Genomic DNA, 26,135 nt, shown 5'->3' with positions numbered 1-26,135 from the left:
AAAGTGGTTAATTTGAATTTAATACACATATAATAAATTATGAAAAAAGTAATATTAATTGCAGTAGCCTTTGTGGCTTTTACATCAGTTATGCAAGGGCAAGAAATCTCTAAAAATGCCATAGGCCTTAGGCTTGGTGACAGCGATGGCTTTGGAGCCTCTATTTCTTACCAGCGTGCCATTATGGAAAATAATAGACTGGAATTTAATTTTGGCTGGAGTGATGGAAAAAATTACGATGGTGTTAAATTAATTGGTTTATACCAATGGCTTTGGAATATAGACGGTGGTTTTAATTGGTACACCGGGCCTGGAATTGGCTTTGCTTCGAACCGCTATAAAGATTACTACGGTCACAAACATAGCGATGGATTTGTTATTTTAACTGGCACAGTTGGTATTGAATATAGTTTTGATTTTCCTCTGCTTCTATCGCTTGACGTAAGACCTGAACTAGGTTTTGGAGGAAGCGCATACGATAATAACGATCTTGATTTCGACCTAGGTTTAGGGGTTAGATATCAATTCTAAATAGCTTTCTAAAACATTATACAAAACACCTTTTTTTAAGGTGTTTTTTTTGTCTAATTTTGTAGAATGACACAAAAATCGATAGCCATTATGGCGGCTGGAATGGGTTCCAGATTTGGAGGTTTAAAACAAACACATACTGTTGTACACGAGTATGCTATTTTAGATTTTTCTGTATACGATGCAATTCAGGTAGGCTTCAATCACTTAGTTTTTATTGTGAGAAATGAGATTTTAGATGTTTTTGAAGAACGATACTCAAAAAAATTACCTAAACATATTCAAATAGACTTTGTAATACAAGACACAAAAGATCTACCAAAACGAAAGAAACCATGGGGAACTGGCCATGCCTTACTATCTTTAAAAAACACGATAAACAACCCCTTTGCTCTAATTAATGCTGACGATTTTTATGGGCGAGAAGCTTTCAAGCTTATGTTTGATGCTCTATATATGAATGCAAGGCAGCAGAATTACTTTGTTGGTTACCAACTAAAAAACACCTTATCAGATTTTGGAACGGTCTCCAGAGGAGAATGTATTTTAAATGAAAAGCAAGAACTTATCAGTATCATTGAACGTACAGACATTAGCAAAGACAATGTGTTAATGCCTTTAAATACAATAGTTTCCATGAATTTTTGGGGATTTACACCGGAAATTTTCCAAGTAACTACACAGTTGTTTGAACATTTCCTATTAGAAAATAAAGATTCTGAAACGGCGGAGTTCTACATTCCTCAGGTGGTTGACTATACGATTAAAGAAAACATAACAACTTATAAAATGCTTGAAACTAACACCAACTGGTTTGGAGTTACTTATAGGGAAGATGAACCTACGGTAAAAAAACAACTTTTAGATCTTATTTCTGAAGATGTTTATCCAACAAAACTATGGTAATTAATGGAGATTCTTAAAAATATTTTTAATCAATTTCAGGTAAAACAGACTGTTGTAAAGATTGAAGTTTTGGCTTCAGGACATATTAACGACACCTACTTAGTTTATTGTAGTAATGGTTTAAACTATGTACTTCAAAAGATTAATGACCAGGTTTTTAATAATTTAAATGATATTATTTTAAATAAGGTGATTGTTAGTAATCATTTAAAAACATCCTATCAAAAGTCTAATAACAAGTATCAAATTGCTGGGTTTATTAAAACGGAAAATGATGCTTTTTTTGTTGAAGCTCATAACGGTTGTTGGACATTAATGGAATATATTCCTAAATCTAAAACCATTGATAGAGCACATAATGAAAAGCAGGTTTTTGAAGCATCAAAATTATTTGGGAATTTTATAGCACATACGGAAGCTTTAAATACTGAAGGAATTATAGAAACACTTCCTAAGTTTCACTCGGTTCCTTTCCGGTTTTTTCAATTTGAAGAAGCTTTAAAGCAAGCAAAAGCATCCAGAAAAGCAAAAGCTCAAGAACTTATAAGTTTTGCGTTGGAACAACAAAAGGAGATGTTTCTTCTTTCAGAATTAAAAGAGAAAGACAATTTTCCAATAAGAGTTACCCATAACGATGCTAAATTATCAAATATTCTTTTTGACAAAGAAGATAATGGGTTGGCCGTTATTGATTTAGATACGGTTATGCCTGGAATTGTGCATTTTGATTTTGGAGATTCGATTCGTTCCATCTGCTCCAATACTGTTGAAGATTCTGAAGATTTAGAAGGAACTACAATCAATTTAAAGTTTTATGAAGCATTTTGTAAAGGCTTTGCCTTAGAAACTTCTAATATTTTAACTTCAGAAGAAAAACGTTATTTACCATTAGGTGTAAAAACCATCATTTTTATTATGGGTTTAAGGTTTTTAACAGATTATTTAAATAATGATGTGTATTATAAAACTGCTTTTAAAGAACACAATTTGGTTCGAGCTAAAAACCAAATGGCACTTTTAAAAAGTGCCATTCAGAATTATGATGAGATAAAACGTATTACTTATTCTAGTTTTAATTTATAGAAAATCTCGTAAAATTTCATTTTTTCTTGGCGTTTCCCATGTTCCTCCTGTAAAATCTGGAACTTCAGTTCTGGCACTCCCATTAGCAACAGATATCTCAGACAAAGGCGTCATGGCACTCCAAAGAACACTATCGTATAAATTGATATCTAAAGGCAAACCTTCGTTTAAACAACGGATTAACCTATAAATCATCACAAAATCCATTCCTCCATGTCCCACAGCATTGGAATCTATTTGCGTTTTTAGTTTATTCCATAAGGGATGATCATATCGTTCTCTATAATCTTTATATTCCTGATCAGTAAGCCAATTATGTCCCCATTGGAGTTCTTCGTGACCAACATACAACCTAGATGGATAACCTTCGTGAGCTGCTTTGGTTCCAAATACATTATTAAGTCTAGAATAAGGTCTTCCGGTATGTGTATCGAATTGAAGCATGATAGTTTTCCCTAATTTTGTTTTAATTAAGGTGGTATTCATATCTCCACAAGCAAAATTCTTTACCGGGAAATTTTCAATTTCAGCTCCAGCTTTCATACTATCATCACGAGAACTCATCGATGTAATAAAATCGTAGTTATCTCCACGCCCGATATCCATATAAAAACTTGTTGGTCCTAACCCATGACCTGTATAAAAATTTCCGTTTTTTGTTTCATGATGTTTTATACGCCATTGATTTTCGTAGTATTTGTCGTCCATCATATGTTTACGTAAGTCGTGAATATAAGCCCCTTCAGCATGATTAACATCACCAAAAACACCTTGATCTATCATATTTAATACCCAAAGCTCTTCGCCGTTATAACAGCAATTTTCCATGTACATACAGTGTTTTTCTGTACGTTCTGCTACTTCAATCAACTTCCAGCAATCTCCTAAAGTCATAGCCATTGGTTGCTCGCAAGCCACGTGTTTCCCTTGCTCCATACCATAAACAGACATTTCTGTGTGCGTATTCCATGGGGTTGCAATTAGGATTAAATCAATATCGTCTCTTTCTGCTAATTTTTTCCATTCGTTTTCATTTCCATAGTATAAATCGGCTGGTTTGTTTTGAATGGTTTTAAGATAATCGTTATGTTTTTCAACCTTATCTTGTTTTAAGTCTGAAAGTGCTACTATTTCTGCATGATTATTTTTTATGAGATAATCGAACATTTGAATAAGGACGCCTCCTCTGTTCCCCATTCCAATCATACCTACACGGACTTTTGAAATTGGATCTGCAGTAAGACCTACAGCATTTCCTTTAGCTTTTTTCTGTTTTAAAAGTTCGTTAACTAGTTCTTTCTCTACTTTCTCGTTACTATTTCCTGCAAGCACGCTGGGCGCTAGACCTAAGAAAAGACCAGCTCGTGCCGTTAAATTTAAAAAGGATTTTCTGTTCATTTTGGATAGAATTATTTTAGAACAGAAAGGTATAAAATATATTTATGAAAGTTATATTAAGGGTTTACATTTTGCAAGGGTTGCTTCGTAAATAGCTTCGTATTGGGGTACAATTTGATAGATATCGAAATTACAGGCTTGTTTTTTAGCTGCTTCCTTAAATTTTGCCAAAGTCGTTTCATCTTTTAGAATACGAAGCGCATTTTTACTCATGTCGTCTATATCTCCAACCTTGCTTAAATACCCCGACACACCTTCGATATTTACTTCTGGAATACCTCCTGAATTACTTGAAATTACAGGAACTCCAGACGCCATAGCTTCTAAAGCAGCTAGACCAAAACTTTCCGTTTCAGACGGAAGGATAAACAAGTCTGAATAACATAAAATACGGTCTATTTCATTACTATTTCCAAAGAAAACAACCTTATCTTCAATACCCAATTTAGCACATAATTGCTCTGCTGGTTCCTTTTCCGGTCCTTCACCAACCATCATTAATTTAGCAGGAATTTCCTTCTGAATATTATAAAATACTTTAATAACATCTGGAATACGCTTTACTTCTCGGAAATTACTTATATGAGTAATAATTTTTTCATCTTTACTTGCTAGTAAATCACGTTGACAATCGATAAAATTTGGTGTGTGTTTAGCAATATCTATAAAGTTTGTCACCACATGAATATCGTTTTTAATATCGAATAACCTTAAAGTATCTCGCTTTAAACTTTCTGAAACAGAGGTTACCGCATCAGATTGGTTGATACTAAAAGTAACGGCTGTTTTATAAAATGGATGTGATCCAACCAAGGTAATATCCGTGCCGTGAAGCGTTGTTACAATAGGCAAATATATTCCTTCTTCCTGTAGCATTTTTTTGGCCATATATGCAGCATAAGCATGAGGAATAGCATAATGAACATGAAGAACCTCTATTTTATGAAGCTTAACCATATCTACTAATTTGCTAGAAAGAGCTAATTCGTATGGTTGGTAATGAAATAACGGATATTCTGGAACTGTTACTTCGTGAAAATGCACATGACTTCCCAGAAGATCTAATCTTACTGGTTGCTTATAAGTAATAAAATGAACCTCGTGACCTCTTTTTGAAAGCTCAATTCCTAGTTCTGTTGCTACTACGCCACTACCGCCAAAAGTTGGATAACATACAATTCCAATTTTCATATTTACATTATTAAGTGTATATAATTATAAGTACTGACTCAATCTATAATTGCTTCATAAATTAAGCGTTGAATATCTGTTCTAATATTTGCTTTTAGCAACAAATTTGAATCTGCTTTTGGATAGGTTCTATTTGCTAAAAACACATATACAATTTCTTCATCAGGATCTGCCCAAGCATAAGTTCCTGTAAAGCCCGAATGTCCAAAACTAGCCATAGACACGCATCCACAAGTTGGTCCAACATCACCTAGTTGCGGTTTATCGAAACCAATACCACGTCTATTATCTTCATCGCAGAAATAACAGGTATTATATTCATCTACAGTTTCTGGTTTAAAATAACGTTTTCCCCCATAAAATCCTTTTTGCAAAAACAACTGCATTATTTTGGCAACATCGTTAGCATTACTAAAAACACCGGCATGGCCACCTACCCCATCTTGCATCGCTGCTCCCATGTCGTGCACATAGCCATGCACTTCTTGATATCTATAATAATCGTCAACTTCTGTTGGAACGATTTTTTTTCCACTAAACTTAACATACGGGTTATAAGTGGTATAATTTGCTCCTAAAGATTCATAAAAATGATCTTGAACAAGCACATCTAGGGTTTGGTCGTAATAAGTCTCAATATATTTCTTTAAAATATAATAAGGCAAATCGCTATATCTGTAACGCTCTCTATTTAAAAGATCTGTATCCATTATTATTTTCTGAATGGAGTCTTGATAATCTTTTCTCATATAAAGATTGTTAGCTACTTTTACCGAAAACTTTTTACTTGGTTCCTTTCTGTAATATTTAGGATCTGGATGCTTTGTAGAGTCTAAGGTGGCATAATAAAAAGGTATCCACGGTTTTAGTCTAGCATAATGAGATAACATCTTTTTTAAGGTGATGTTTTTCTTATTAGAATTAGCGTATTCTGGAAGTAAATCGGACAATTTAGAATCTAAATTAATTTCTCCTTTATCTTCAAGTTCCATTAATAACGGTAAGGTTGCTAAGATTTTTGTCAATGATGCAACATCATAAATATCATCAAAAGCTACTGGTTCTGATTTTTTATCATAAGTATGCGTTCCAAAGTTTTTGTTATAAACAACTTTTCCTTTTCTAGCAACCAGTAATTGAATTCCCGGGGTCATTTTTTTATCTATAGCATACTGCGCTACAGAGTCTAGTTTTTTAAGTTTTTCTGAACTCATTCCTACACGCTCAGGCAATCCGTAATTTAATCGCGATAAACTAGCATAATTAATTCCATCTCCTACATGAAAGCCATTTCCAACAGAAACTGGTAGCGTTCCTTTGGCTGGAATAGCACCAAAAATAAGTTGTGCTGATTTTTGTTGTGCTACTTCACTATTTTGATAACTAACTACAATACTCTCAAAATTCTCTACGGTAGATAAGTTTAATAAAGCATATGGTTTAACAAAAATATCTAAAATCACATTATTATTCCTAGCAATTTCATATAACCATACCAACTCTTTATCGCTAAACTTATGGTCTTTCCACGGATTATCATTAGAACGGTGAAACCCAACAATGACAGTATTATACCCAGAAAGTTTATTTATTAATCCGTCTAAATTATCGTCTGAAACCTCATGAACTTTAGCATATTTTTGAAGTTCTTTAAAAAAAGTAGAGCCATCATCATCGCCCATTTTAACATAAGCTATTTTTTTATTCTCCAATTTTCTTATAGGAAGTAATTCTTCCTTGTTTTTAATAACCGTAATGGCATTCTCAAATAGAACTTCAGACAAAGTCTCATCTTGTATTCTATTTAAATCTTCAACTAAATGGGTTGTTTCAATAGGTTTATAATTATTTAAACCGACTTTATATTTTGCTTGTAATATTTTTTTAACCGAATACGCTAATCTACCTTCAGTAATTAAACCCTCACGGTAAGCCTCTACAATCTTGCTAATTCCTAGAGACACATCTTCTGGAATAAGTAACACATCGTTTCCTGCCATAAAAGCTGCTAAATCAACATCGCCGTTATTTCCAAAATTTGCAGCACCTTTCATATTTAAAGCATCTGTATAAATAAGCCCTTCAAACTGAAGTTTATGTCTTAAAGTTTCTGTAACTATTGGGTACGACAAAGAAGACGGGTATCCCACACGTGGCTCTAATGCAGGCACGCTTAAATGAGCTACCATAACACTAGACAAGCCTTCCTGAATGAGTTTTCTGTATGGATAAAACTCTACAGAGTCAATACGTTTGGCATCAAAATTAATGCTAGGCAAAGTTTTATGCGAATCGGAATCTGTATCTCCATGTCCAGGAAAATGCTTGGCATTAGCTAAAACTCCAGCTTTTTGCATTCCTTTCATTAAGGCTAAGGACTTTTCGGTAACATTATCTCTATCTTCTCCAAAAGATCTATTTCCAATAATTGGGTTTATTGGATTGGTATTGATATCAACAACAGGCGCAAAATTAAAATGAACTCCCAAACGTTTACAATGTTCTCCTAATTGTTTTCCTACTTGTTCAATAAGCTCATTATCTTCTATGGCACCCAGTGTCATATTCCAAGGAAATGCGTAAGTTGAATCCAATCTCATGCTTAGTCCCCATTCTGCATCCATTCCAATTAACAAAGGAACTTTTGACGCTTCTTGGAAAATATTATTAATTCTAGCTTGATTAACCGGATCTCCTTTAGAAAATATAATTCCTCCTATATGATGTTTAGTAATTAACTGGCTAATAATATTTTCATGCGCCAAACCTTGATTAGAAAAAGCCTGAACCATAAACAGTTGTCCCACTTTCTCCTCTAAAGTCATATTGTTATACAAACTATCTACCCACTTCTGCTGTGCTTCAACATCTGTAGCTAATAACGGATTTGAAGTTTGAGCAAAAAGGCTTGTAAAGACTAGAAAACTAGTTAGCAAACAAAATATTTTATGCATAAAGAAATGTCATTTTAAGTAATTACTAATTAAATGTAAAAACGCTGCAAAATAGCACTTTTAATAGGAAGATTAAAAGACTTTAAGATAGATTTATAAAGATAGTTTTAACTGTACTAACGCAAAGATTATTTTTTTATTTTGAAATTTAAAAATGAAGATCCTCTTATAGTTTTATGAGTTGCTTTTTAGTATTTTTGAATAATTATTATTTTTTAAATTTTCTTTTACCCTAGAACATCTTATGAAATACTTTTCTGCTATTATTTTTATGATTATGCTTACAAGTTGCTACCAGGTAGAACGCAATTGTTTAGACTTTCAAACCGGCACTTTTTTTAGTGAAATTACCATTGATGGTGAAGTTTTTAAATCGGAATTTGTAAGAACCAAAGATCTTCAAATTGAAACTTATAACAATAAAGTAGATTCTACTCATGTACGCTGGATTAATGACTGTGAAGTTATTTTTAAAACCATTAACCCAAAAAACATGGCAGAACACAAAGATATTCACTTAAAAATATTAGTAACTACAGATTCTACTTACACCTTTGAGTATTCTTATGTAGGCGAAAAAAATAAACAAAAAGGAATTGCTACCAAAGTAAAATAGTATGATAGACTTTTTATTATCTGGCGATGCCATTATGGCCTTGTTAACCTTAACATTTCTAGAAATTATTCTAGGAATAGATAATATAGTCTTTATTTCTATTGCAGCCAATAAATTACCCGAACATCAACGAGCTAAGGCAACTAATATTGGCTTGATATTAGCTATGGTGCAAAGAATTATCTTATTGTTCTTTGTTTCCTTCTTAATAGGATTAAAAAAACCGTTTTATATTATAGAGACAGAGTGGCTTCATATTGATATTAGTGGGCAAGCCATTATTTTATTTGTTGGAGGGTTGTTTTTAATTTATAAAAGCACCTCTGAGATTAGAGAAAAGGTAGAAACACCTTCTCATGATGAAGAGGAAGTAAAAGGGAAAAAGATTACATCTTTATCTCAAGCCATTACTCAAATAGTAATAATTGATTTTATTTTTTCTATAGATTCAATTTTAACGGCTGTAGGAATGACAAATGGGCTTCATCCAAATCATAACTATGCTTTAGTACTAATGATTATTGCGGTGGTAATTTCTATTCTTATTATGATAATTTTTGCTAATCCCATTAGGGAATTTATAGACCAACACCCAAGTATGCAGATATTAGGCCTGGCTTTTTTAATACTTATTGGCTTTATGCTTATAACAGAGGCTGCCCATTTGTCTAACACCTCATTATTTGATCAAACGGTTGGAGCCATCCCGAAAGGCTACTTATATTTTGCAATAGCATTTTCATTATTTGTAGAGTTTTTGAATTTTAGAATTCAAAAAAGAAAGAAAGCAAAATAGTTTTAACTTATACCATTCTTACGATTGTAGCAAAAAAAAGACTGCCTAATTAGACAGTCTTTTATATTTCTATAAAACAATTGTAGCTTAAATAATAGTTACTTTAACTGCATTTAAACCTTTCATACCTTTTTCTAGTTCAAAAGAAACTTTGTCGTTTTCTTGAATTTCGTCGATTAACCCACTTACATGACAAAAGTATTTTTCTTGATCTTCTGAATCTATTATAAAACCAAAACCTTTGGAGTTATCAAAAAACGATACTTTACCTTTTCTCACTGGATCCACTTCTTCTATTTCGCTATCATCACGTTTAGGAATACTAACTTCAATACTTTCAGCATCTACCTTAACTTTTAAAGATGGATCTGGTGGTGTATCTGTTAAATTTCCATTGTAATCTACATAAGCAAATTGAATCCCTTCATTGCCACCCGCTTCTTTTTCAAGCTTACGAGCTTCCATTTTTTTACGTTTATCTTCACGCTTCTTTAAACGTTTTTTTTCTTTTTCACTTTTATTAAATGTTTGCTGCGATTTTGCCATTCGTTAATTTAAAATTAATTTTATTTTAGTTGCTAAAGAAGATGCTGGAATACTAAACGATTGATTTATTACAAAGAATCATATAAATCCTTAAGACTACCTAAAGATATTACATGAATTTATTATTCGGGATGCAACCTTCTTTAAACGACAACAAATATAAGGTTTTCATTTCGATTTACTTGAAGCTATCTCAAAAAACAACTAAATCTACTTGTTTATCGTCTTAAAAAACCGTTTACCGCCACATATTGAGTAAATAAAATGACATTTATTTACTTTATCAGTAACTTTTTAGTCTCTAAAGTCTGATTGGAAGAAATTTTAGCCATATACAAACCTGAGCTAAAATTAGTTAGAGCAATTTTATTAACGCCATAATTTAAAGTTTGAGCATGGACTAGTTGTCCACTAATGGCATAAAGTTCTAATTTAGCGCTCTCTGTATTTACTTCAAAATTAACACTACCTAAAGCAGGATTAGGATACATGTTAATATCTGTTAAACTGTTATCTTTAATAGATAAGGCTTCACACTCATATTCGTATTCTACAAATGCGCTTGTGTCGTCTACAATCCAACTAGCTAAAAACGAAGCATCAGCATCATCAACAAAAATACAGCTAAGACCAGAATTTTGTGTCATTCTAAATTCAGAAATATTAATATTATTCCCATTTCTAAAGTCTACTGAAGACAGGTTGTTTTGATCACACTTTACCCATCTTAAGATAGAGTTAGATGAGATATCTAAAGTTGTAAGGTTGTTATTTATAGCATAAAACATTTTTAAATTTGGAGCATTAGACAAGTCAACCTCATTTAAATTGTTGTTACTTACAAAAAGTCTCTGTAGACCTGTATTATCGTTAATATCAATATTACTAATATTATTATTTCTACAATCCAAATAACTCAATTGGACATTGTTTTCTATGGAAAGTTCAGATAAGCTATTCTCGTTACATGTAAAGGTGTGTAGCATCTCATTTTGAGACACATCTAAAGCACTGAAGTTATTATCACCAACATGAAGTGATATCAACTGACTATTATTGCTTAGGTCTAAATTATTAAGGTTATTGGAGTAACAACTTAAATGTTTTAAACTTAAATTATTAGTTACAACAAGTTCGGTCAAACTATTTAAACTCACCCCTAGCTCTTCTAAATCAAAATTATTAGAAACGTCAATCTCATTTAAGTAATTAGAGTTAATTAAAGCTACTTTAAGTTTTCCGTTTAACGAAAGATCAATATTTGAAATTTGATTATCGTTAGCATTTAATTCTAAAAGTTTTTTATTTTGACTTAAATCTAATTCCGTTAAATTGTTTGCGGAACAATCTAATGTTTTTAAGTCAACGAATGCTTCTATTCCTGTGAGGTCTTGAATATAGTTCTCGCTTAAATTTAAATAATACACAGCACTAGCATCGCTATCTAGAATATTACCATTTACACCATTTGTATCAATATTTAAGTCAACTAAAACTTGCTCGAAATTAGAATCGGCAATTGCAGTAGTTTGAGATATGCTTTGTTTTGGGTTCAAATATATTGAAACTAAAAGGCACAGTATCAAAATTCGCGATATGCTAAAAGTAGTAGGTTGCATTCGTTTTGTTTTTTCTTATTGGTTAGTTTGCTTACTTACAATAAAATAAAGGTATTATAATATTAAAAAGCACTACCATTTTATCGATATGATTTAAATTTTTCCGATAACTTACTGTTTTTTAACATTAAGACTATATTATTCTAAAAAACACAGACGTTAAAATCATTCTAAATATGGCTGATTATTGTAACTTGAGTTGTATTTTTGCCCATTAAAACCAGATATATGTTTTCGTTATTAAATACATTTCGAATTGTAGCACTTTTAGAAGGAGTTTCTTATATTCTATTATTGTTTCTAGCCGTACCAATTAAATACTTTGGAGACGACCCTCAATATGTAAAACTACTTGGAATGCCACACGGATTATTATTTGTGGCTTATATTATTTTAGCTTTTATAGTAGGTTCTAAACTTAAATGGAATACAAAAACATTACTCTTTGTTTTGGCTGCTTCTGTTATTCCTTTCGGAACATTTTATGTAGATAAAACATATTTAAAACGTGTTTCATAATGGATAATTGGAAATCTTATTTTTACGATTACCTTATAAAACTTCAATTTCCTGAAACAACAGCCAAGTATTTAAATATGCTTGCGCTTCTCTTGGCCCTAATTCTTGTTGTTTATATTGTAGACTATATTAGTAAACGTATTTTATGGAAGTTTTCTGAAGGTTTTGCCAAACGTACAAGAACAAATTTTGATGATATTCTTATAACCAATAAGCTTCCAAGAAATATTGCTCATATTGTACCACTTGCTATTCTCATTGAGTTTGTTCCTCAAGTTTTTGCTGATTTTGAATACGCAGAAAACATAATAGAAAAGACTTTAAAACTTATTGCTGTTATTCTGACGCTTCAAATAATAAGAAGTTTATTGAGCTCGGTTAAAGATCATCTTAAGTCTTTACCCCGATATAAAGATAAGCCAATAGACAGCTATATGCAGGTCTTTATGATTTTTGCATGGATGCTCGGGATTTTTTCTATAATTGCTATTATTACAGGAATCTCCTTTATAAATTTTGCAACTACCTTAGGAGCCGCTTCTGCAGTTATTTTACTTATTTTTAAAGATACTATTTTAGGATTTGTAGCTAGTATTCAAGTTTCTATTAACGATATGGTTAGAATTGGAGACTGGATAACTTTCGACAAATACGGTGCAGATGGAGATGTTATCGAAATTAGCTTAGCTACTGTAAAAGTCCAAAATTGGGATAAAACAATAACCACTATTCCTACCTATGCTTTAATTTCAGATTCGTTTAAAAACTGGCGAGGCATGAAGGATTCTGGAGGACGACGCATAAAACGCTCCGTTATTATTAAAACATCTACAATAAACTTCCTTACCAACGAAGATATTGAGCGTTTTGAACAAATCCAATTAGTTTCGGAATACTTAAAAAATCGTTCTAAAGAAATTAACACGTATAACGACAAGAAAAATATTGATAAGTCTGTTTTAATTAACGGAAGAAATCTAACCAATTTTGGTGTATTTAGAAAATACCTTCAAACCTATATTGAGAATCATTCGGCCATAAATAAAGATATGACCTTAATGGTACGTCAATTAGAACCTACTCCACAAGGAATTCCTATGGAAGTATATGCTTTTAGTAGCGACCAACGTTGGAAAAACTACGAATACATTTTAGGAGATATTTTCGATCATATTTTAGCTTCTGTCAAATATTTTGACTTGGAAGTCTATGAACTATCTTTAAATAAAGAAGACTAATTCTATTTTATTCGATCTTTAACAAATTCTATTTGCGTTTTTCCATGAGGAGCGGGATTGCCTTCTTCGTCTAGGTTTACCATTACAATGTTCTCAACCGTTAAAATAGTTTGTCTAGTCATTTTATTACGCGCTTCGCAATTTAGAGTAATTGATGTTTTTCCAAACTTTACCACGGTCATCCCTAATTCTATAATATCTCCTTGCTTAGCAGAACTTGTGAAATTAATTTCGGAAATGTACTTAGTAACAATTTTTGGATTTTCTAATTGAATATTAGTGTATAACGCTGCTTCTTCGTCTATCCAAGCCAATAACCGACCTCCAAATAAAGTTCCATTAGGGTTTAAATCTTCTGGTTTTACCCATTTTCTTGTATGAAATCTCATATATTTCTATCGTTTTAAATTATTTATTCCAAAGATAATTCTTAAAAGGTTAAAACGCTTTAAAACCTTATTATTTCGCTCTATTATAATATGTCTTTTTCTTATTTGTTAATAACCCTGTTAATATTGATTATAGACACTCCATAAATCGAGCATCTTTATACTTAAATTTAAGAAAACTTAATAAAATGAACAGATCTACAGACCTAATCGAATGTCGTCCCACAATCACTTCCACCCTTTTTTCCAGCTCCATGAGTGACGACGAGCGTTTTCAGAACGCCACTTTAAGACCAATTTTACTTTTACAAAACGACTTATTAGTAGAAGTATTTAAAAACTATGTCTCTAAACATAAAAACGTGTTTTACACCTTAACCATTCAAAAACAACTGGATTATATTGAAAACGCCATTCAAAGAGATACTAAATTTAGAAACTCTCTAAAAGGTATGATTATTGGTCAATTTACCCTAGAAGAATACAAGTTTTATATTACTAATTCTTCTGCATTAAACAAACGAATGATGCACTTAGTAAAAGAAAGACTAATTAGCAATATTCAAGCTTTTCATCCTGTTCTTGCTTAAACTAAACTAAGAACCAGTTGTGAAATTTTACTAAAAGAGAAGAATAATCAACAGTGATTATAATTTCAATGTATAATAATAAGGTGCAGAGAAATTAAAAGTTAGACAAGAGCTTAAGAATTTTACTTTATTATAAGTAATATTATATAATTACCTCACCATTTAAGTTGGTAGTAAGCACATCGCTCATATAATCAAAATATGGTCTAATAGCTCTAAAGGAAGCATTTACGTCTTCGTAAAAGTTTGCGCTCAACACCTCCTTATCACTATATTTTTTAGTGAAAATATATTGTTTTTTTCGTATTAAGTCTATTGCAGGATGCTCTTTATCAAAGCCTCGAGGCGCAGTTTTTAACTCATCTCCCTCCAATTCTCCCCAGATGTCTCTAAACTTCTTATTAGAGATAATCTCTCGCATTTCTGAATCGTCCATTTCAAATTCTTTTCTAATTCGTAACAAATCTTCTTTATTTGGCTCCCAGAAACCAGTAGCAATAAAGGATTTATTGTTTGGAGCAAGATGTACATAATAACCACCTCTTAAATTGGGTTTTGTTCTTTTAAAAGATCCTCCAAAATGCGTTTTATACGGTAATTTGTTTTTAGAAAAACGCACATCGCGATAAATTCTAAAAACCTTTAGCTTTTCAATATCATCATGAGTTCTCAAAGCATCTAAAGTAGCATTATAAAACACTTTTGTGTCCTTTTCAATTTTCTTAAATTCGTCTTTATTGCTATTAAACCAATCTCGATTATTATTTTTTTCGAGTTTTGTTAAAAATTTAAGGAGTTCTTCTGAGATACTTGGGTTCATGCTATGATATTTTTCACTAAAAGTACAAAAAAGGCCTTAAGAATAAGCTAAAACATACTTTGGTTTATTAGTTTAATAAAGTACAGACAATAAAAAAGACCATCTTAATAAATGGTCTTTTAAAGCTTATTGTTGATTTTTATTTATAAATCGCTAAAAATAGAATGCATTAATCGCTTTTTATCGTTTAAGCTTTCTTCTAGAGAAATCATAGTTTCTGTTCTATAAACTCCTTCAATATCGTCTAGCATAAAAATAATATCCTTAGCATGCTCCGTATCTTTAGCTCTCACCTTACAAAAAATATTGAATTTACCAGTGGTAATATGAGCCACTGTTATAAATGGTATTTCGTTAATACGTTCTAAAACGAACTTAGTCTGAGAAGTCTTTTGCAGAAACACACCTACATAGGCAATAAAAGAATATCCTAATTTTTTATAATCTAAAGTCAACGAAGAGCCTTTAATAATTCCAGCATCTTCCATTTTCTTAACCCTTACATGAATAGTCCCTGCAGATATGGATAATTTTTTAGCAATGTCCGTAAAAGGGACTCTCGTATTTTCAATCAACATATCTAGAATTTGATGATCAATTTCATCTAACTTAATTTTTGCCATTTTCAATTTTATTTTTAATAAAAAGCAAAATTAATACAATATTCATGATTATTCTATATCTTAATTTAAGATTATGTTAATTTTATTAAATATTTAGCATTATTTATAAAAACCTCCTCTATTTCAAGGCCTTCTACTAAATTTTTCTGATTACCCACATAAACCTCACTGCTATTGGCTAAAACCTCTCTATGTCCAAAAAACAAACTCATATCACCCATTCTTTCGATTATTGGTATAAATTCAATTTTTTCATTTTTTAAAACCTCTTTAAATTGAATAGCTATATCCAAAACTTCAGAGATATTGTTTTTCCAAATTTTAGCTTTCCTTATTATAATGTCAAAATGATTCTTATTATTCTCCGGAATATCAAAATAAGACTCATACTTAGACCCTAACACCTTATTATTAGATATATAATACAAACCATACATAATAGCCTGGAACATATAGAACCTGGTAATTTCGCGATTATAGTCGTTTTTAAAATGCCCAGCTTCAAACAAAATAGTGGGACAATTTAAAGCCTGGAAAGTATCTCCTACGCAATTATCATTATAAGCATCATCGTATACACCAACCTGATTAGGGATTTGTTCTTGCAATAAGTTATTAATAGCAACTATTACTTCCATAGCTTTTTTACGCGTTTCTGTAACAGTACAGGCCAAATCTTGAGCTGGAGACAAGAAAGATAGGCTAGCAGGATTACTCGTGTTCCCAGCGCCAAATATGGTTCTTTGTCCGTGTAGATTAAAACAAAAATCAGGCTTAAAACTGTTAAATAAGTCACGTAGAACCTTGCTTTCTGCTTGCGAAAGATGTTTTGCGTCTCTATTTAAATCGACATAGTTAGCATTTAGTCTGGTATAAAACTTAGCTCCATCCGGATTTAAAATAGGAACTATAAGGATGGTACATTCTTTAAGTATGTTCTGAATATTTTCATGACTGCCTAAAGCAAAAACCTGACAAGCATCAAAAATAGCTTTAGTAGTTGTGCTTTCGTTACCATGCATTTGAGACCATATTAATACTTTTTTTAAACCAGAACCAATTTGAATAGAGAAAATAGGAGCATTTAAAACAGAACGCCCAATCTCATCTATTTTAAAATAGCCTTTTAAGTTATCAAGTAATGGAAGGATATGATCGTTATTAATATATCGGTTTTTAAGTCGCTCTTCCTTATAAGAATTATAACAGTCTTTTAAATAGTCAATTGTCATTGAAAAATCTTTGATACAAATGTAAACAAATAACAATTTACATTTGTAAACAAAAAAATATACAATTTATGTTTACAATATTAACCACTGTGTTTACTATTTATTGTCTTTGTAACCCTCTAACAGGTATAATATTAACAAAATTATAAGTGTTAATTTACTTTATTGCTTATCAGCTAATTATGGTATCCAACTTAAAGTTTTTATTAAATTGATTATATAAAAATATAGGGCAATATACCCTTCGTATTAATAATATTGTTACATTTGTGAAAATAAAATCAAACCTATTTGTTTACAATGATAAACAACGAAGAATTTGCTATACGGCTCCAGAAAGTAATAGATTTCTACAATGAAAACGCCTCCTCCTTCGCCGAGAAAATTGGGGTGCAGCGTTCTAGTATCTCACATATTTTATCGGGAAGAAATAAGCCTAGTTTGGATTTTGTTATGAAGGTCCTCTCTGCTTATCCAGAAGTAGAATTATATTGGTTGCTAAATGGTAAAGGTCAATTTCCGAAAAGAGAAAAGTCGCAACCTGAAGAAATTTCTATTACAGAAACGAAAGCTCTAAAAGGAGAACATTCTCCTCAAATTATTTCTCAAGTAAAACAAACTACAGATAATACTTCAGAAAAAACTATTGAACGAATTGTCATATTTTATACGGATGGTAGCTTTAAAAGTTTTGAAGAATTATGAAAATAAAAAAGCTTGAATAAAAATTCAAGCTTTGTATAATTGCGTTATTTCAGAAAAATTTATTTTAAAAATCGGCTGTGCCAACTATCGCTTGCAGGAACTTCCCAATTTTCATTAAATTCTGCAATGTTTACAACCAAATTATTAAAGACTATGGTGTTTTTAGATACCGCTTTATCTTTAGCCATCTTCTTAAAATCGCTTAAGGTTTTATAAGCTATAAATTCGCCTTGTTTATAAGACACATTCATTTTATCTAAAAGATCAACTTTATACTCCTTTTCTAAGTCTTGAATAAAATGTACAGAAGCATCAATGGAACATCCAGTGGCCGCCCCTACTTGCTGATCTAACCCAATTACAATAAAGCGTTTGTAAACAATCTTGTAGCCTGCCTTTAAATCGCTTCCATGAGCTGTCCAATTGTTTAAAAACACATCCAGTTTAGATTCGATCTCTTTTACTTCTTCATCTGTGAAAGATCGGTTACATTGATAAATCCATACTTTAGACTCTTCTGGTAAGGTATTAAAATCTACTATCATTATTCTTGGGAGTTTGCTATTAATTCTGCAATATCTAAAACTTGAATACTGTCTTCTTTATCTTTTGCTTTTACGCCATCTGTCATCATTGTGTTGCAATACGGACAACCTGTTGCAATAATATTAGGCTTGGTTTCTAAAGCGTCTTCGGTTCTCAATACATTAATATCTTTATCTCCTTTTTCTGGTTCTTTAAACATTTGTGCGCCTCCGGCACCACAGCAAAGTGCAGAGTTTCGACTACGTTTCATTTCTACCAATTCTACCCCTAGAGTTTTTAGTAATTCTCTAGGCGCTTCGTAGACATCATTCGCACGTCCTAAATAACACGGATCGTGAAAAGTGATACGTTTGCCACTTAGTTCTGAAACTTTTCCAATATTTAATTTCCCCGAACTTATAAGTTCGTTAATAAACTGTGTATGGTGTTGCACTTGATAGTTCCCACCAAGTTCCGGGTATTCATTCTTTAAGGTGTTATATGAATGGGGACAAGCCGTAACAATACGCTTTACTTCGTAGGCATTTAACACTTCAATATTTGTCATTGCCTGCATCTGAAACAAAAACTCATTTCCAGCTCGTTTTGCCACATCACCTGTTGAACTCTCTTCAGTTCCTAAAACAGCAAAATCTACATTTGCTTTATTAAGAATCTTTACAAAAGCTCTTGTTATTTTTTTTGCTCTATCGTCGTAACTTCCAGCAGCACCAACCCAAAATAAAATTTCTGGTTGTCTACCTTCTGCCATACATTGCGCCATAGTTGGCACTTTTAATTGTTCGCTCATTTTATTAATTGCTTTAATTATGAGATTAAAATCCTGTTTTCACTGAAATTATAATACTCATTATTCACCATCGTCAAAAACTTGAATCGTGGCCTTTTTATCTACTAAATCTGTAAATTTCCCTTTATATCTCGTAGCTTTCACTAAATGATTATCTATCCAATGGTAATTTCCTCCTCTAGGTTTACCCATTAATAAACTATGGTATTTAAACCCATGTTTATTTAACCATGTTTCGGTATTGGCTCTGTGTTCTTCTAATCTGGAGGTAAAAAAACAAATTAAATGTCCTTCGTCATACCATTTATTGCAAGTAGCTAAGGCGTCCGGATAAACCTCTGCAGTTAACATACGTTCTGGCTCTTCATTTGGAATATCATCACAGATAGTTCCGTCTATATCGACCAGGTAGTTTTTAACATTATCTGGCAAAATAGGACTAACCTTTTCTCCTGCTTCAACTTTTTCGTGTAATAATTTGTCTGCGTCTTCTCTTTTCATATTCTTACTTCCTGCGAAAGCAGGGATCACTTTAATTCAACTAATTTAAATTTTTACTTCGTAAAAAATTCTTAAATAATCGTTTATAGAAAAAATTACTTCTATATTTTTATATAATTCCTGTTTGCACAGGGATATATTACTCGTCTTTCCAGTTTAATCTATCCATTTGGTTATACGGCCAAGGAGCACCATTGTTTTCAATATTTGTCATCATATTATTAAGTTCTACTGGAGCAGCACTTTGTTCCATAACCAAATAGCGTCTCATTTCTATAATAATGGATAATGGATCAATACTTACAGGACACGCTTCCACACAAGCATTACATGTGGTACAAGCCCAAAGTTCTTCGGCAGTAATATAGTCGCCTAAAAGTTGTTTTCCATCATCTTTAAATTCACCTTTATTAGCATCGATATTTTTTCCAACTTCCTCTAATCTGTCTCTGGTATCCATCATAATTTTTCTAGGAGACAATTTCTTACCTGTTAAGTTGGCTGGACATTCACTTGTACAACGCCCACATTCTGTACATGTATAGGCATTTAATAATTGTACCCATGATAAATCTTGCACATCACTAGCACCAAATTTTGCAGGCATTTCGTCTTCTGCTCCTTCCGGTGATGCAGCAAAGGGATCTACATTTGGATCCATCATCATTTTAACTTCGTTGGTAACAGATTCTAAATTATTTAATTGCCCTTTAGGCTTTACCTTACCGTAATAGGTATTTGGAAACGCTAAAAGTATATGTAAATGCTTAGAGAAATATAAGTAATTAAGGAAAATTAGAATTCCAATAATATGCAACCACCAAGCTGATCTTTCTATAATATGAATGGTTGTTTCAGGTAAACCACTAAACCATGGTGCTATAAACTGAGATACCACATTTCCAGAGTTCATTAATTGAAAATGAATATCTGTAGCATTCATAACCAAGAAAAGGGCCATCAAAACCATTTCGAAATAAAGAATATAATTCCCGTCATTTTTTGGCCAACCCGCCATTTCGCTGTTCCAGAAACGCTTAATTTTAATAACATTTCTTCTAATCCAGAAAATAGTTACAGATAGAAGTACCAGAAGAGCCAGTACCTCAAATGTTCCAATTAGAATACCATAAAGTTCCTGGTAATAAGAAAAAACTCTCCACGAACCTGTTAAACCATCGATAACAATTTCTAGTAATTCTATATTAATTATTATAAATCCAACATATACTATAACATGAAGAAAACCAGCAATGGGTCTTTTAACCATTTTGCTTTGCCCCAAAGCAATCATGGCCATGTTTTTCCTGCGTTGCGATTTATTATCGCTTACATCTACATCTTGTCCAAGCTTAATGTTTCTAACTAGTTTTTTAACATTCCTGGCAAAATAACCAAGACCTGCAATAAGCAATAAAGCAAATAAAATGTTTGGAATATAATTCATTGGTTAGTTGGTTTTATTATTGTCTTTCGTCTTCTGGTTTCTCGTAATCGTCTTTATTTTTGCCTCCAAAAACGGACACGTGAATATAGCGTTTTGGATTTAATTTAAAATCTTGAAGTAATTCGCTTAACTGTCCTGATGCTACTTCTAAATTATGGTATAGTTTTTCGTCTTTAAGTAGTTTCCCCATTGAACCTTCTCCTTTTTCTAAGTCTGCTAGGAGTGCATTGACATTAGTTAAAGTTTGATCTAGGCTTGCAACAGTTTTAGAAATCTCAACATCTTTTAAATCTTCAGAAAGCGTAGCAAGGTTTTTACTTACAGAGTTAAAGTTACTAATAACTTGAGTTAAACTATCTTGATTTTTAGTTATTAGGTTATTAAAAGAGCCTGAGAGATTTTTAAATGAAGTTAAAGTTAAATTCATTTCTTTGATAGCGCTTTTTAAACCTTCTTCAGAATCGTCTTCTACCAAACTGTTTATGCTTAATAATAAAGTGTCTGCTGTTTTTAGAGTACTGTCTAAACCTTCACTAATTCCTGAAAAATTATCGGAAAGGTCTTTAATAAGTCCTGGTTCTACTTCAGAGATAAGTACATCTCCACTTTCTGCATAATCTTCATCTTTAGCGGGAATAATAGCAAGGGCATTACCATCTAATAACCCCATAGGATAAAGTCTCATTTTACTATTTTTTGAGAATTTTAAATCCTTGTCAACGGAAAAAGAAACACGTGTTTTCCCAGTTTCCATTACGTAGGTTATTTCATTGATTTTCCCAACATTATTACCTTTAATGGTTACCGGCGATGCCGTTGTTAAACCATTATAATCAAATTCTGTATAAAATGCATCGGAAGAATCTAGTAAATTTGTGCCTTTAAGATAATTAAAGCCAAAAATAAGGAATAAGATTCCCGATATGACTAAAATAGCAGTTTTAACTTCTCTTGATAGTTTCAAATTATGTGTATTTAGTTACCTAACAAAATTAGAAATAAATTTATAAAGAATGGCTCTAATTTGGAGTTGATTTTAGTGCTTCATCTAAAGGAATAGCTTTACCGTCTTTAAAAGCAACAAGAAAACTTGAAGTGTACCCTTTAGATTGCGCATATTTTTGAAAATCCTTTATTTTTGTATAATCGGAAGTATAACCGTAATAATATTTATAAAGACCGTTTATCTTATTTCTGGTTACATCTTCTAAACCTTTAAAATTAAATGGTTTTAATTCAATTTCTCGAGAACTAGCAGCAATTTGTACTTTAAACACAATGTTTTTATAAATTTCTGGTGGTTCTGGATTATCTAAAGCTTCCATTATTGTTTCTTGATAAACAAAATCATCGATATTTTGATATATAGCTTTTTTATAATCTTCGATAGCGTCTTTGATGGCTCCCGACATTTCTTTTTGCCCTTTCCCTGAGTTTAGATAAGCTCCTTCATGCTTGTTAGTAATAAATCCGGTTTCTACTAAAACACTAGGCATAATAGTTTGATGCAACACTATAAATCCTGCTTGCTTAACTCCTCTGTTCTTGCGTTTTAGAGAATTTGTGAATTTATCTTGAATTAAACTAGCCAATAGAATACTTTGATCTAAATATTCTTCTTGCATAAGTGTTAATCCTATAAAAGACCCTGGGGAGTTTGGATCGAATCCTTCATAGTTTTTCTCATAATCATCCTCTAGATAAATAACTTCGTTCTCCGCTTTTGCTACATTAAAATTAGTATCATTTCTATTTATACCTAATACGTAGGTTTCAGAACCATAAGCTTGAGTATGATGGGCGTTGCAATGGATGGATACAAATAAATCGGCTTTTGCCTCGTTGGCTATTTTTCCTCTTTTAAATAAATCCACAAAAACATCTTTTGTTCGTGTATAAATCACTTTTATATTAGGATTTTTTTCTAATTCCTTTCCTACCGCCAATGCAATTTTTAAAGCAATTTCCTTTTCCGTAAAACCATCTTTAGAAGGTTTTCCTGGATCTTTTCCACCGTGACCCGCATCTAGCACTACAACAAACTTGTTAGAGTTAGCCTGAGCAAACAAAGTATTACCACTAATGTGGAATAAAAATCCTAAGACAAATAAGAAACGTATAATTGTTTTGGTTTTCATGTAATGATCTGTATTGTTTTTTATTTATTATATAAAATAACCATATAATATTTTTATAAGTGATTAAGGACTAACCATGGGTACTTCATATAAATAATAACAACTAAAGAGCAAGTTTATTACTCTCTATTATTAAGTATAATTTAATTTTCGAATTTTTGTGAATATTAAACTAATCACAAAAAATATATGTAATTTTGGCAATTCAAAAACCGAGCCATACTTTTACAAAAATACATTTAAAAGCGTTGCATACAAACAACTTTTACATACTTTTTGCCTTAAGTTTTACAGTGTTTATCAACACTTTTGGCTTCGCTCAAGATATTCCAAAACCTGGGAAGAATATCTCGTCTGAAAAAACCAAGGATACTATTAACGTTGAAATCAATTCGTTAGAAAAAATAGAGGTTTCAACTATTGAACAAGATTCTACCCTAAACGATTCTATTAAGCCTAAACCAGAACTATTAGCATCTACAGTTACATACAAAGCTAAAGACTACACATCTTTTAATAGTAAAGAGCAAAAGCTCTATTTGTATAACGAAGCTGAAGTCTATTTTCAAGACATGGAATTAAAGGCAGGAATAATTGTTATAGATTACAGTAAGAATGAGGTATATGCTGGGCGAATAAAAGATTCGGCTGGAGTTTACACCCAGCGTCCATCGTTTAAACAAGGCGATAATCTAGTAGAACCGGATTCAATTAGATTTAACTTTAAAACCGAAAAAGCCTTAATTTTCAAATCGAAGACTGAACAACAAGGGATGCAGATTTATGCGCCTATTACCAAAAAGGAAAACGATTCTGTTATATTTTTATATAAAGGCCGATTTACAACTTCCAAAGACATAGAAAATCCGGAATATTATTTTCAAGCCAATAAAATAAAGTTAGTACCAGGGAAAAAAATTGTTGTGGGCCTTACTAATATGGTAATTGCAGATGTCCCCACTCCTATTGGTTTACCCTTTGGATTTTTTCCTCTAACTAAAAAACAAACCTCAGGTGTGTTAATCCCTAGTTTTGGAGAGCAAAGCAGTCGCGGGTACTTTTTACAAAATGGAGGATACTATTTTGCTATTAGCGATTATATAGACTTAGCCGTTTTAGGAGATTACTACACAAATGGTAGCTATGGTTTACGTTTTGAAAGTGATTATGCCTTGCGTTATAAGTTTTATGGAGATATAGGTTTTAGGTACGAGAACCTTATTGAAAGTGAACGTGGTTTTCCAGATTACTCAAAACAAAATATCTATAACATACGTTGGACCCATAGTCAGGATACCAAATCCAGTCCTAGCTCAAGGTTTACAGCTTCTGTTAACTTAGGAAGTAGTAAATATTATAAGGAATCCATAAATCAGGTTAATGCACCAAGTCAGTTAAATAACACAATGCAATCTTCCGTGTCCTATTCTAAAACTTTTCAAGGACAACCACAGGTAAATATGAGTGTGGCTGCAACACATTCTCAAAACACGAATACAGAGTCTATTAATATGACGTTACCGACACTTCAAGCAAGTGTGAGCAGAATTTACCCTTTTGAACCAAAAACAGGGTCTAAAAAAGGGATTCTCCAAAACATTAACTTTCAATATAACGTAAGAGCTGAAAATAGAATTCAAACTACCGACTCCTTATTTTTTAAGAAAGAAATGTGGGACCAAGCACAAAACGGAATTAATCAAAGTATTCCGCTTACTACCAATTTCAAAATTTTAAAACATTTGAGTTTAAGTGCAACTACTAACTACAATGAAACATGGACTTTTAAAACGGTAGATAAATACTATGATGAATCAATAAACGACGTAGTTACAGAGGAAAACAACGGATTTGCATCTTATAGAACCTATGATTTTAATGCTAACTTAGGAACCACTCTTTACGGAATGTTTAATTTTGAAAAAGAAGGTGAAGACAAGAAGATTAAAGCTCTTAGACACGTAATGAGACCATCTATAAGTTATAGTATCAACCCGTCTTTCGACCAATATTACGACACTTACGAAGTGGTAAGTGCAGATGGTTTAACTAAAGAGCAAGTTGAATATTCTAAATTTGAGAAATCTGTTTTTGGTTCTCCAAACAACAGACACTCTAATATGGTTGGATTTGCTTTAGGAAATAATATTGAAATGAAGGTTCGCGATAAAGATTCTACGGCAACCGAACCTAGAAAAATAAAACTATTAGACAACCTAAATATTAATACAGGTTATGATATTGCTGCAGATTCTTTAAACTGGAATAATGTTACCATTTCTGGAAGCACTCAATTATTAAAAGGGAAAATGTCTGTTAATTTTGGAGCAGTTTTAAATCCTTACGCTTTAGACAACAACAATAATATGATTGACCGTTGGAATATTGATAATGGAGGAAGTTTATTCAGATTAACTAGCGCCAATGTTACTATGAATTATTCTATTTCTAACACCACATTTACCGGTGGCGAAACTGAAGAAAGCTATGCTGAAAATATTAGAAGTGGTGGTCGTGCTGACGATTTATTTGGACGTTCTCAAGATTTTGCAAATCAGAGTTTTTATGAAGAGGACGACGATGAAGAGGAAAATACACCAAGCGACTTATATACTAGTGTTATTCCATGGAGTATACGCTTTGCCTATGCAGTTAACTATGCAAATGCGAGACGTGAAGATGATATTTCTTCGCATTCCTTAATGTTTTCTGGAGATGTAGAATTATCACCACGCTGGAAAGTTGGTGCATCTTCCGGATACGACTTTAAAAATAAAGGCTTCACCTATACTTCTTTGAGATTTGAAAGAGATTTATTAAGTTGGCGAATGAGCCTAAATTGGATTCCTTTTGGAAATAACTCTCAATGGAATTTCTTTATAGGAATTAAATCTAACCTGCTTAAGGATATTAAATACGACAAACGAAGACAACAAGATAAGCAACTATAAATACCT

25 protein-coding genes are annotated in these 26,135 nt (G+C 32.0%); 10 read left to right on the top strand and 15 right to left on the bottom strand.

Annotated elements, in window-relative coordinates; translation table 11 throughout:
• Positions 1-39 precede the first annotated feature (39 nt).
• The 3 genes from OS188_RS08895 (at position 40) to OS188_RS08885 (ending at position 2,520) form a co-directional block, all read left to right on the top strand.
• Complete coding sequence (locus OS188_RS08895) at positions 40-531, top strand: hypothetical protein (protein WP_267148481.1); 492 nt, start codon at positions 40-42, stop codon at positions 529-531.
• 66 nt (positions 532-597) lie between these two features.
• Positions 598-1,437, top strand: coding sequence for a sugar phosphate nucleotidyltransferase (locus tag OS188_RS08890; RefSeq protein WP_267148480.1), 840 nt, complete (start codon positions 598-600; stop codon positions 1,435-1,437).
• Positions 1,438-1,440: 3 nt separating this feature from the next.
• Positions 1,441-2,520: a phosphotransferase enzyme family protein gene (locus tag OS188_RS08885; protein WP_267148479.1), complete on the top strand. Its 1,080-nt coding sequence runs from the start codon at positions 1,441-1,443 to the stop codon at positions 2,518-2,520.
• Here OS188_RS08885 and OS188_RS08880 read toward each other — a convergent pair.
• Genes OS188_RS08880 through OS188_RS08870 form a run of 3 tightly spaced genes read right to left on the bottom strand, consistent with a single transcriptional unit; the run spans position 2,515 to position 8,063 of the window.
• Positions 2,515-3,918 (bottom strand): Gfo/Idh/MocA family protein, encoded by a 1,404-nt coding sequence (locus OS188_RS08880; protein ID WP_267148478.1) that lies wholly within the window; start codon positions 3,916-3,918, stop codon positions 2,515-2,517. The genes OS188_RS08885 and OS188_RS08880 overlap by 6 nt on opposite strands.
• Positions 3,919-3,969: 51 nt before the next feature.
• The gene (bshA, locus tag OS188_RS08875; RefSeq protein WP_267148477.1) at positions 3,970-5,109 is read right to left on the bottom strand and encodes an N-acetyl-alpha-D-glucosaminyl L-malate synthase BshA; all 1,140 of its coding nucleotides are present in this window, start codon (positions 5,107-5,109) and stop codon (positions 3,970-3,972) included.
• A gap of 38 nt (positions 5,110-5,147) precedes the next feature.
• Complete coding sequence (locus OS188_RS08870; protein ID WP_267148476.1) at positions 5,148-8,063, bottom strand: serine hydrolase domain-containing protein; 2,916 nt, start codon at positions 8,061-8,063, stop codon at positions 5,148-5,150.
• A gap of 244 nt (positions 8,064-8,307) precedes the next feature.
• On the opposite strand from OS188_RS08870, the gene OS188_RS08865 reads away from it, so the two are divergent.
• Together OS188_RS08865 and OS188_RS08860 are read left to right on the top strand one after the other, a co-directional pair.
• Complete coding sequence (locus tag OS188_RS08865; RefSeq protein ID WP_267148475.1) at positions 8,308-8,679, top strand: DNA topoisomerase IV; 372 nt, start codon at positions 8,308-8,310, stop codon at positions 8,677-8,679.
• Between the two features lies 1 nt (position 8,680).
• On the top strand, positions 8,681-9,475 hold the full coding sequence (locus tag OS188_RS08860; protein WP_267148474.1) for a TerC family protein: 795 nt from the start codon (positions 8,681-8,683) through the stop codon (positions 9,473-9,475).
• An 87-nt stretch (positions 9,476-9,562) separates the two neighbouring features.
• Here OS188_RS08860 and OS188_RS08855 read toward each other — a convergent pair whose 3' ends face one another.
• Complete coding sequence (locus OS188_RS08855; protein WP_267148473.1) at positions 9,563-10,021, bottom strand: cold-shock protein; 459 nt, start codon at positions 10,019-10,021, stop codon at positions 9,563-9,565.
• A 275-nt stretch (positions 10,022-10,296) separates the two neighbouring features.
• The gene (locus OS188_RS08850) at positions 10,297-11,577 is read right to left on the bottom strand and encodes a T9SS type A sorting domain-containing protein (RefSeq protein WP_267148472.1); all 1,281 of its coding nucleotides are present in this window, start codon (positions 11,575-11,577) and stop codon (positions 10,297-10,299) included.
• 291 nt (positions 11,578-11,868) lie between these two features.
• Here OS188_RS08850 and OS188_RS08845 point away from each other — a divergent pair, with 291 nt between their 5' ends.
• Together OS188_RS08845 and OS188_RS08840 are read left to right on the top strand one after the other, a co-directional pair.
• On the top strand, positions 11,869-12,159 hold the full coding sequence (locus OS188_RS08845; RefSeq protein ID WP_267148471.1) for a DUF3817 domain-containing protein: 291 nt from the start codon (positions 11,869-11,871) through the stop codon (positions 12,157-12,159).
• The gene (locus OS188_RS08840) at positions 12,159-13,397 is read left to right on the top strand and encodes a mechanosensitive ion channel family protein (protein ID WP_267148470.1); all 1,239 of its coding nucleotides are present in this window, start codon (positions 12,159-12,161) and stop codon (positions 13,395-13,397) included. Before OS188_RS08845 ends, OS188_RS08840 begins: the two co-directional genes overlap by 1 nt.
• A gap of 2 nt (positions 13,398-13,399) precedes the next feature.
• On the opposite strand, the gene OS188_RS08835 is transcribed toward OS188_RS08840, so the two are convergent.
• Entirely contained in the window at positions 13,400-13,786 is a 387-nt protein-coding gene (locus OS188_RS08835) for an acyl-CoA thioesterase (RefSeq protein WP_267148469.1), read from the bottom strand.
• 188 nt (positions 13,787-13,974) lie between these two features.
• Here OS188_RS08835 and OS188_RS08830 point away from each other — a divergent pair, with 188 nt between their 5' ends.
• Positions 13,975-14,376 (top strand): glyoxalase, encoded by a 402-nt coding sequence (locus OS188_RS08830; RefSeq protein WP_267148468.1) that lies wholly within the window; start codon positions 13,975-13,977, stop codon positions 14,374-14,376.
• 142 nt (positions 14,377-14,518) lie between these two features.
• Here the strand turns inward: OS188_RS08830 and OS188_RS08825 are convergent, their stop codons facing one another.
• The 3 genes from OS188_RS08825 to OS188_RS08815 form a co-directional block, all read right to left on the bottom strand.
• Positions 14,519-15,196 (bottom strand): DUF2461 domain-containing protein, encoded by a 678-nt coding sequence (locus OS188_RS08825; RefSeq protein ID WP_267148467.1) that lies wholly within the window; start codon positions 15,194-15,196, stop codon positions 14,519-14,521.
• Between the two features lie 143 nt (positions 15,197-15,339).
• Positions 15,340-15,819, bottom strand: coding sequence for an Lrp/AsnC family transcriptional regulator (locus tag OS188_RS08820; RefSeq protein ID WP_267148466.1), 480 nt, complete (start codon positions 15,817-15,819; stop codon positions 15,340-15,342).
• 71 nt (positions 15,820-15,890) lie between these two features.
• Entirely contained in the window at positions 15,891-17,051 is a 1,161-nt protein-coding gene (locus OS188_RS08815; protein WP_267148465.1) for a M14 family zinc carboxypeptidase, read from the bottom strand.
• Positions 17,052-17,351: 300 nt separating this feature from the next.
• Between OS188_RS08815 and OS188_RS08810 the strand changes: the two genes are divergently transcribed.
• Entirely contained in the window at positions 17,352-17,756 is a 405-nt protein-coding gene (locus OS188_RS08810) for a helix-turn-helix domain-containing protein (protein WP_267148464.1), read from the top strand.
• Between the two features lie 59 nt (positions 17,757-17,815).
• Here the strand turns inward: OS188_RS08810 and OS188_RS08805 are convergent, their stop codons facing one another.
• The 6 genes from OS188_RS08805 to OS188_RS08780 all read right to left on the bottom strand — a co-directional run bounded on the left by OS188_RS08805 (position 17,816) and on the right by OS188_RS08780 (position 23,178).
• Complete coding sequence (locus OS188_RS08805) at positions 17,816-18,301, bottom strand: ABC transporter ATPase (protein ID WP_267148463.1); 486 nt, start codon at positions 18,299-18,301, stop codon at positions 17,816-17,818.
• Complete coding sequence (locus OS188_RS08800) at positions 18,301-19,092, bottom strand: (Fe-S)-binding protein (RefSeq protein ID WP_267148462.1); 792 nt, start codon at positions 19,090-19,092, stop codon at positions 18,301-18,303. The genes OS188_RS08805 and OS188_RS08800 overlap by 1 nt, the downstream gene beginning before the upstream one ends.
• A 60-nt stretch (positions 19,093-19,152) precedes the next feature.
• Entirely contained in the window at positions 19,153-19,593 is a 441-nt protein-coding gene (locus OS188_RS08795) for an LNS2 domain-containing protein (RefSeq protein WP_267148461.1), read from the bottom strand.
• Positions 19,594-19,732: 139 nt separating this feature from the next.
• The gene (locus tag OS188_RS08790) at positions 19,733-21,040 is read right to left on the bottom strand and encodes a 4Fe-4S dicluster domain-containing protein (RefSeq protein ID WP_267148460.1); all 1,308 of its coding nucleotides are present in this window, start codon (positions 21,038-21,040) and stop codon (positions 19,733-19,735) included.
• A gap of 16 nt (positions 21,041-21,056) precedes the next feature.
• A complete protein-coding gene (locus OS188_RS08785) occupies positions 21,057-22,004 on the bottom strand; it encodes an MlaD family protein (RefSeq protein WP_267148459.1) in 948 nt (315 codons plus the stop codon).
• A 55-nt stretch (positions 22,005-22,059) separates the two neighbouring features.
• Positions 22,060-23,178 (bottom strand): N-acetylmuramoyl-L-alanine amidase family protein, encoded by a 1,119-nt coding sequence (locus OS188_RS08780; protein WP_267148458.1) that lies wholly within the window; start codon positions 23,176-23,178, stop codon positions 22,060-22,062.
• 197 nt (positions 23,179-23,375) lie between these two features.
• Here OS188_RS08780 and OS188_RS08775 point away from each other — a divergent pair, with 197 nt between their 5' ends.
• Positions 23,376-26,129, top strand: a complete 2,754-nt coding sequence (locus OS188_RS08775) for a putative LPS assembly protein LptD (RefSeq protein ID WP_267148457.1) — start codon at positions 23,376-23,378, stop codon at positions 26,127-26,129.
• Positions 26,130-26,135: the final 6 nt, after the last annotated feature.

Origin of the sequence: Xanthomarina sp. F1114 (assembly GCF_026410255.1) — a bacterium.
GTDB lineage: Bacteria > Bacteroidota > Bacteroidia > Flavobacteriales > Flavobacteriaceae > Xanthomarina.
This window is presented reverse-complemented; position numbering and strand designations above follow the sequence as displayed.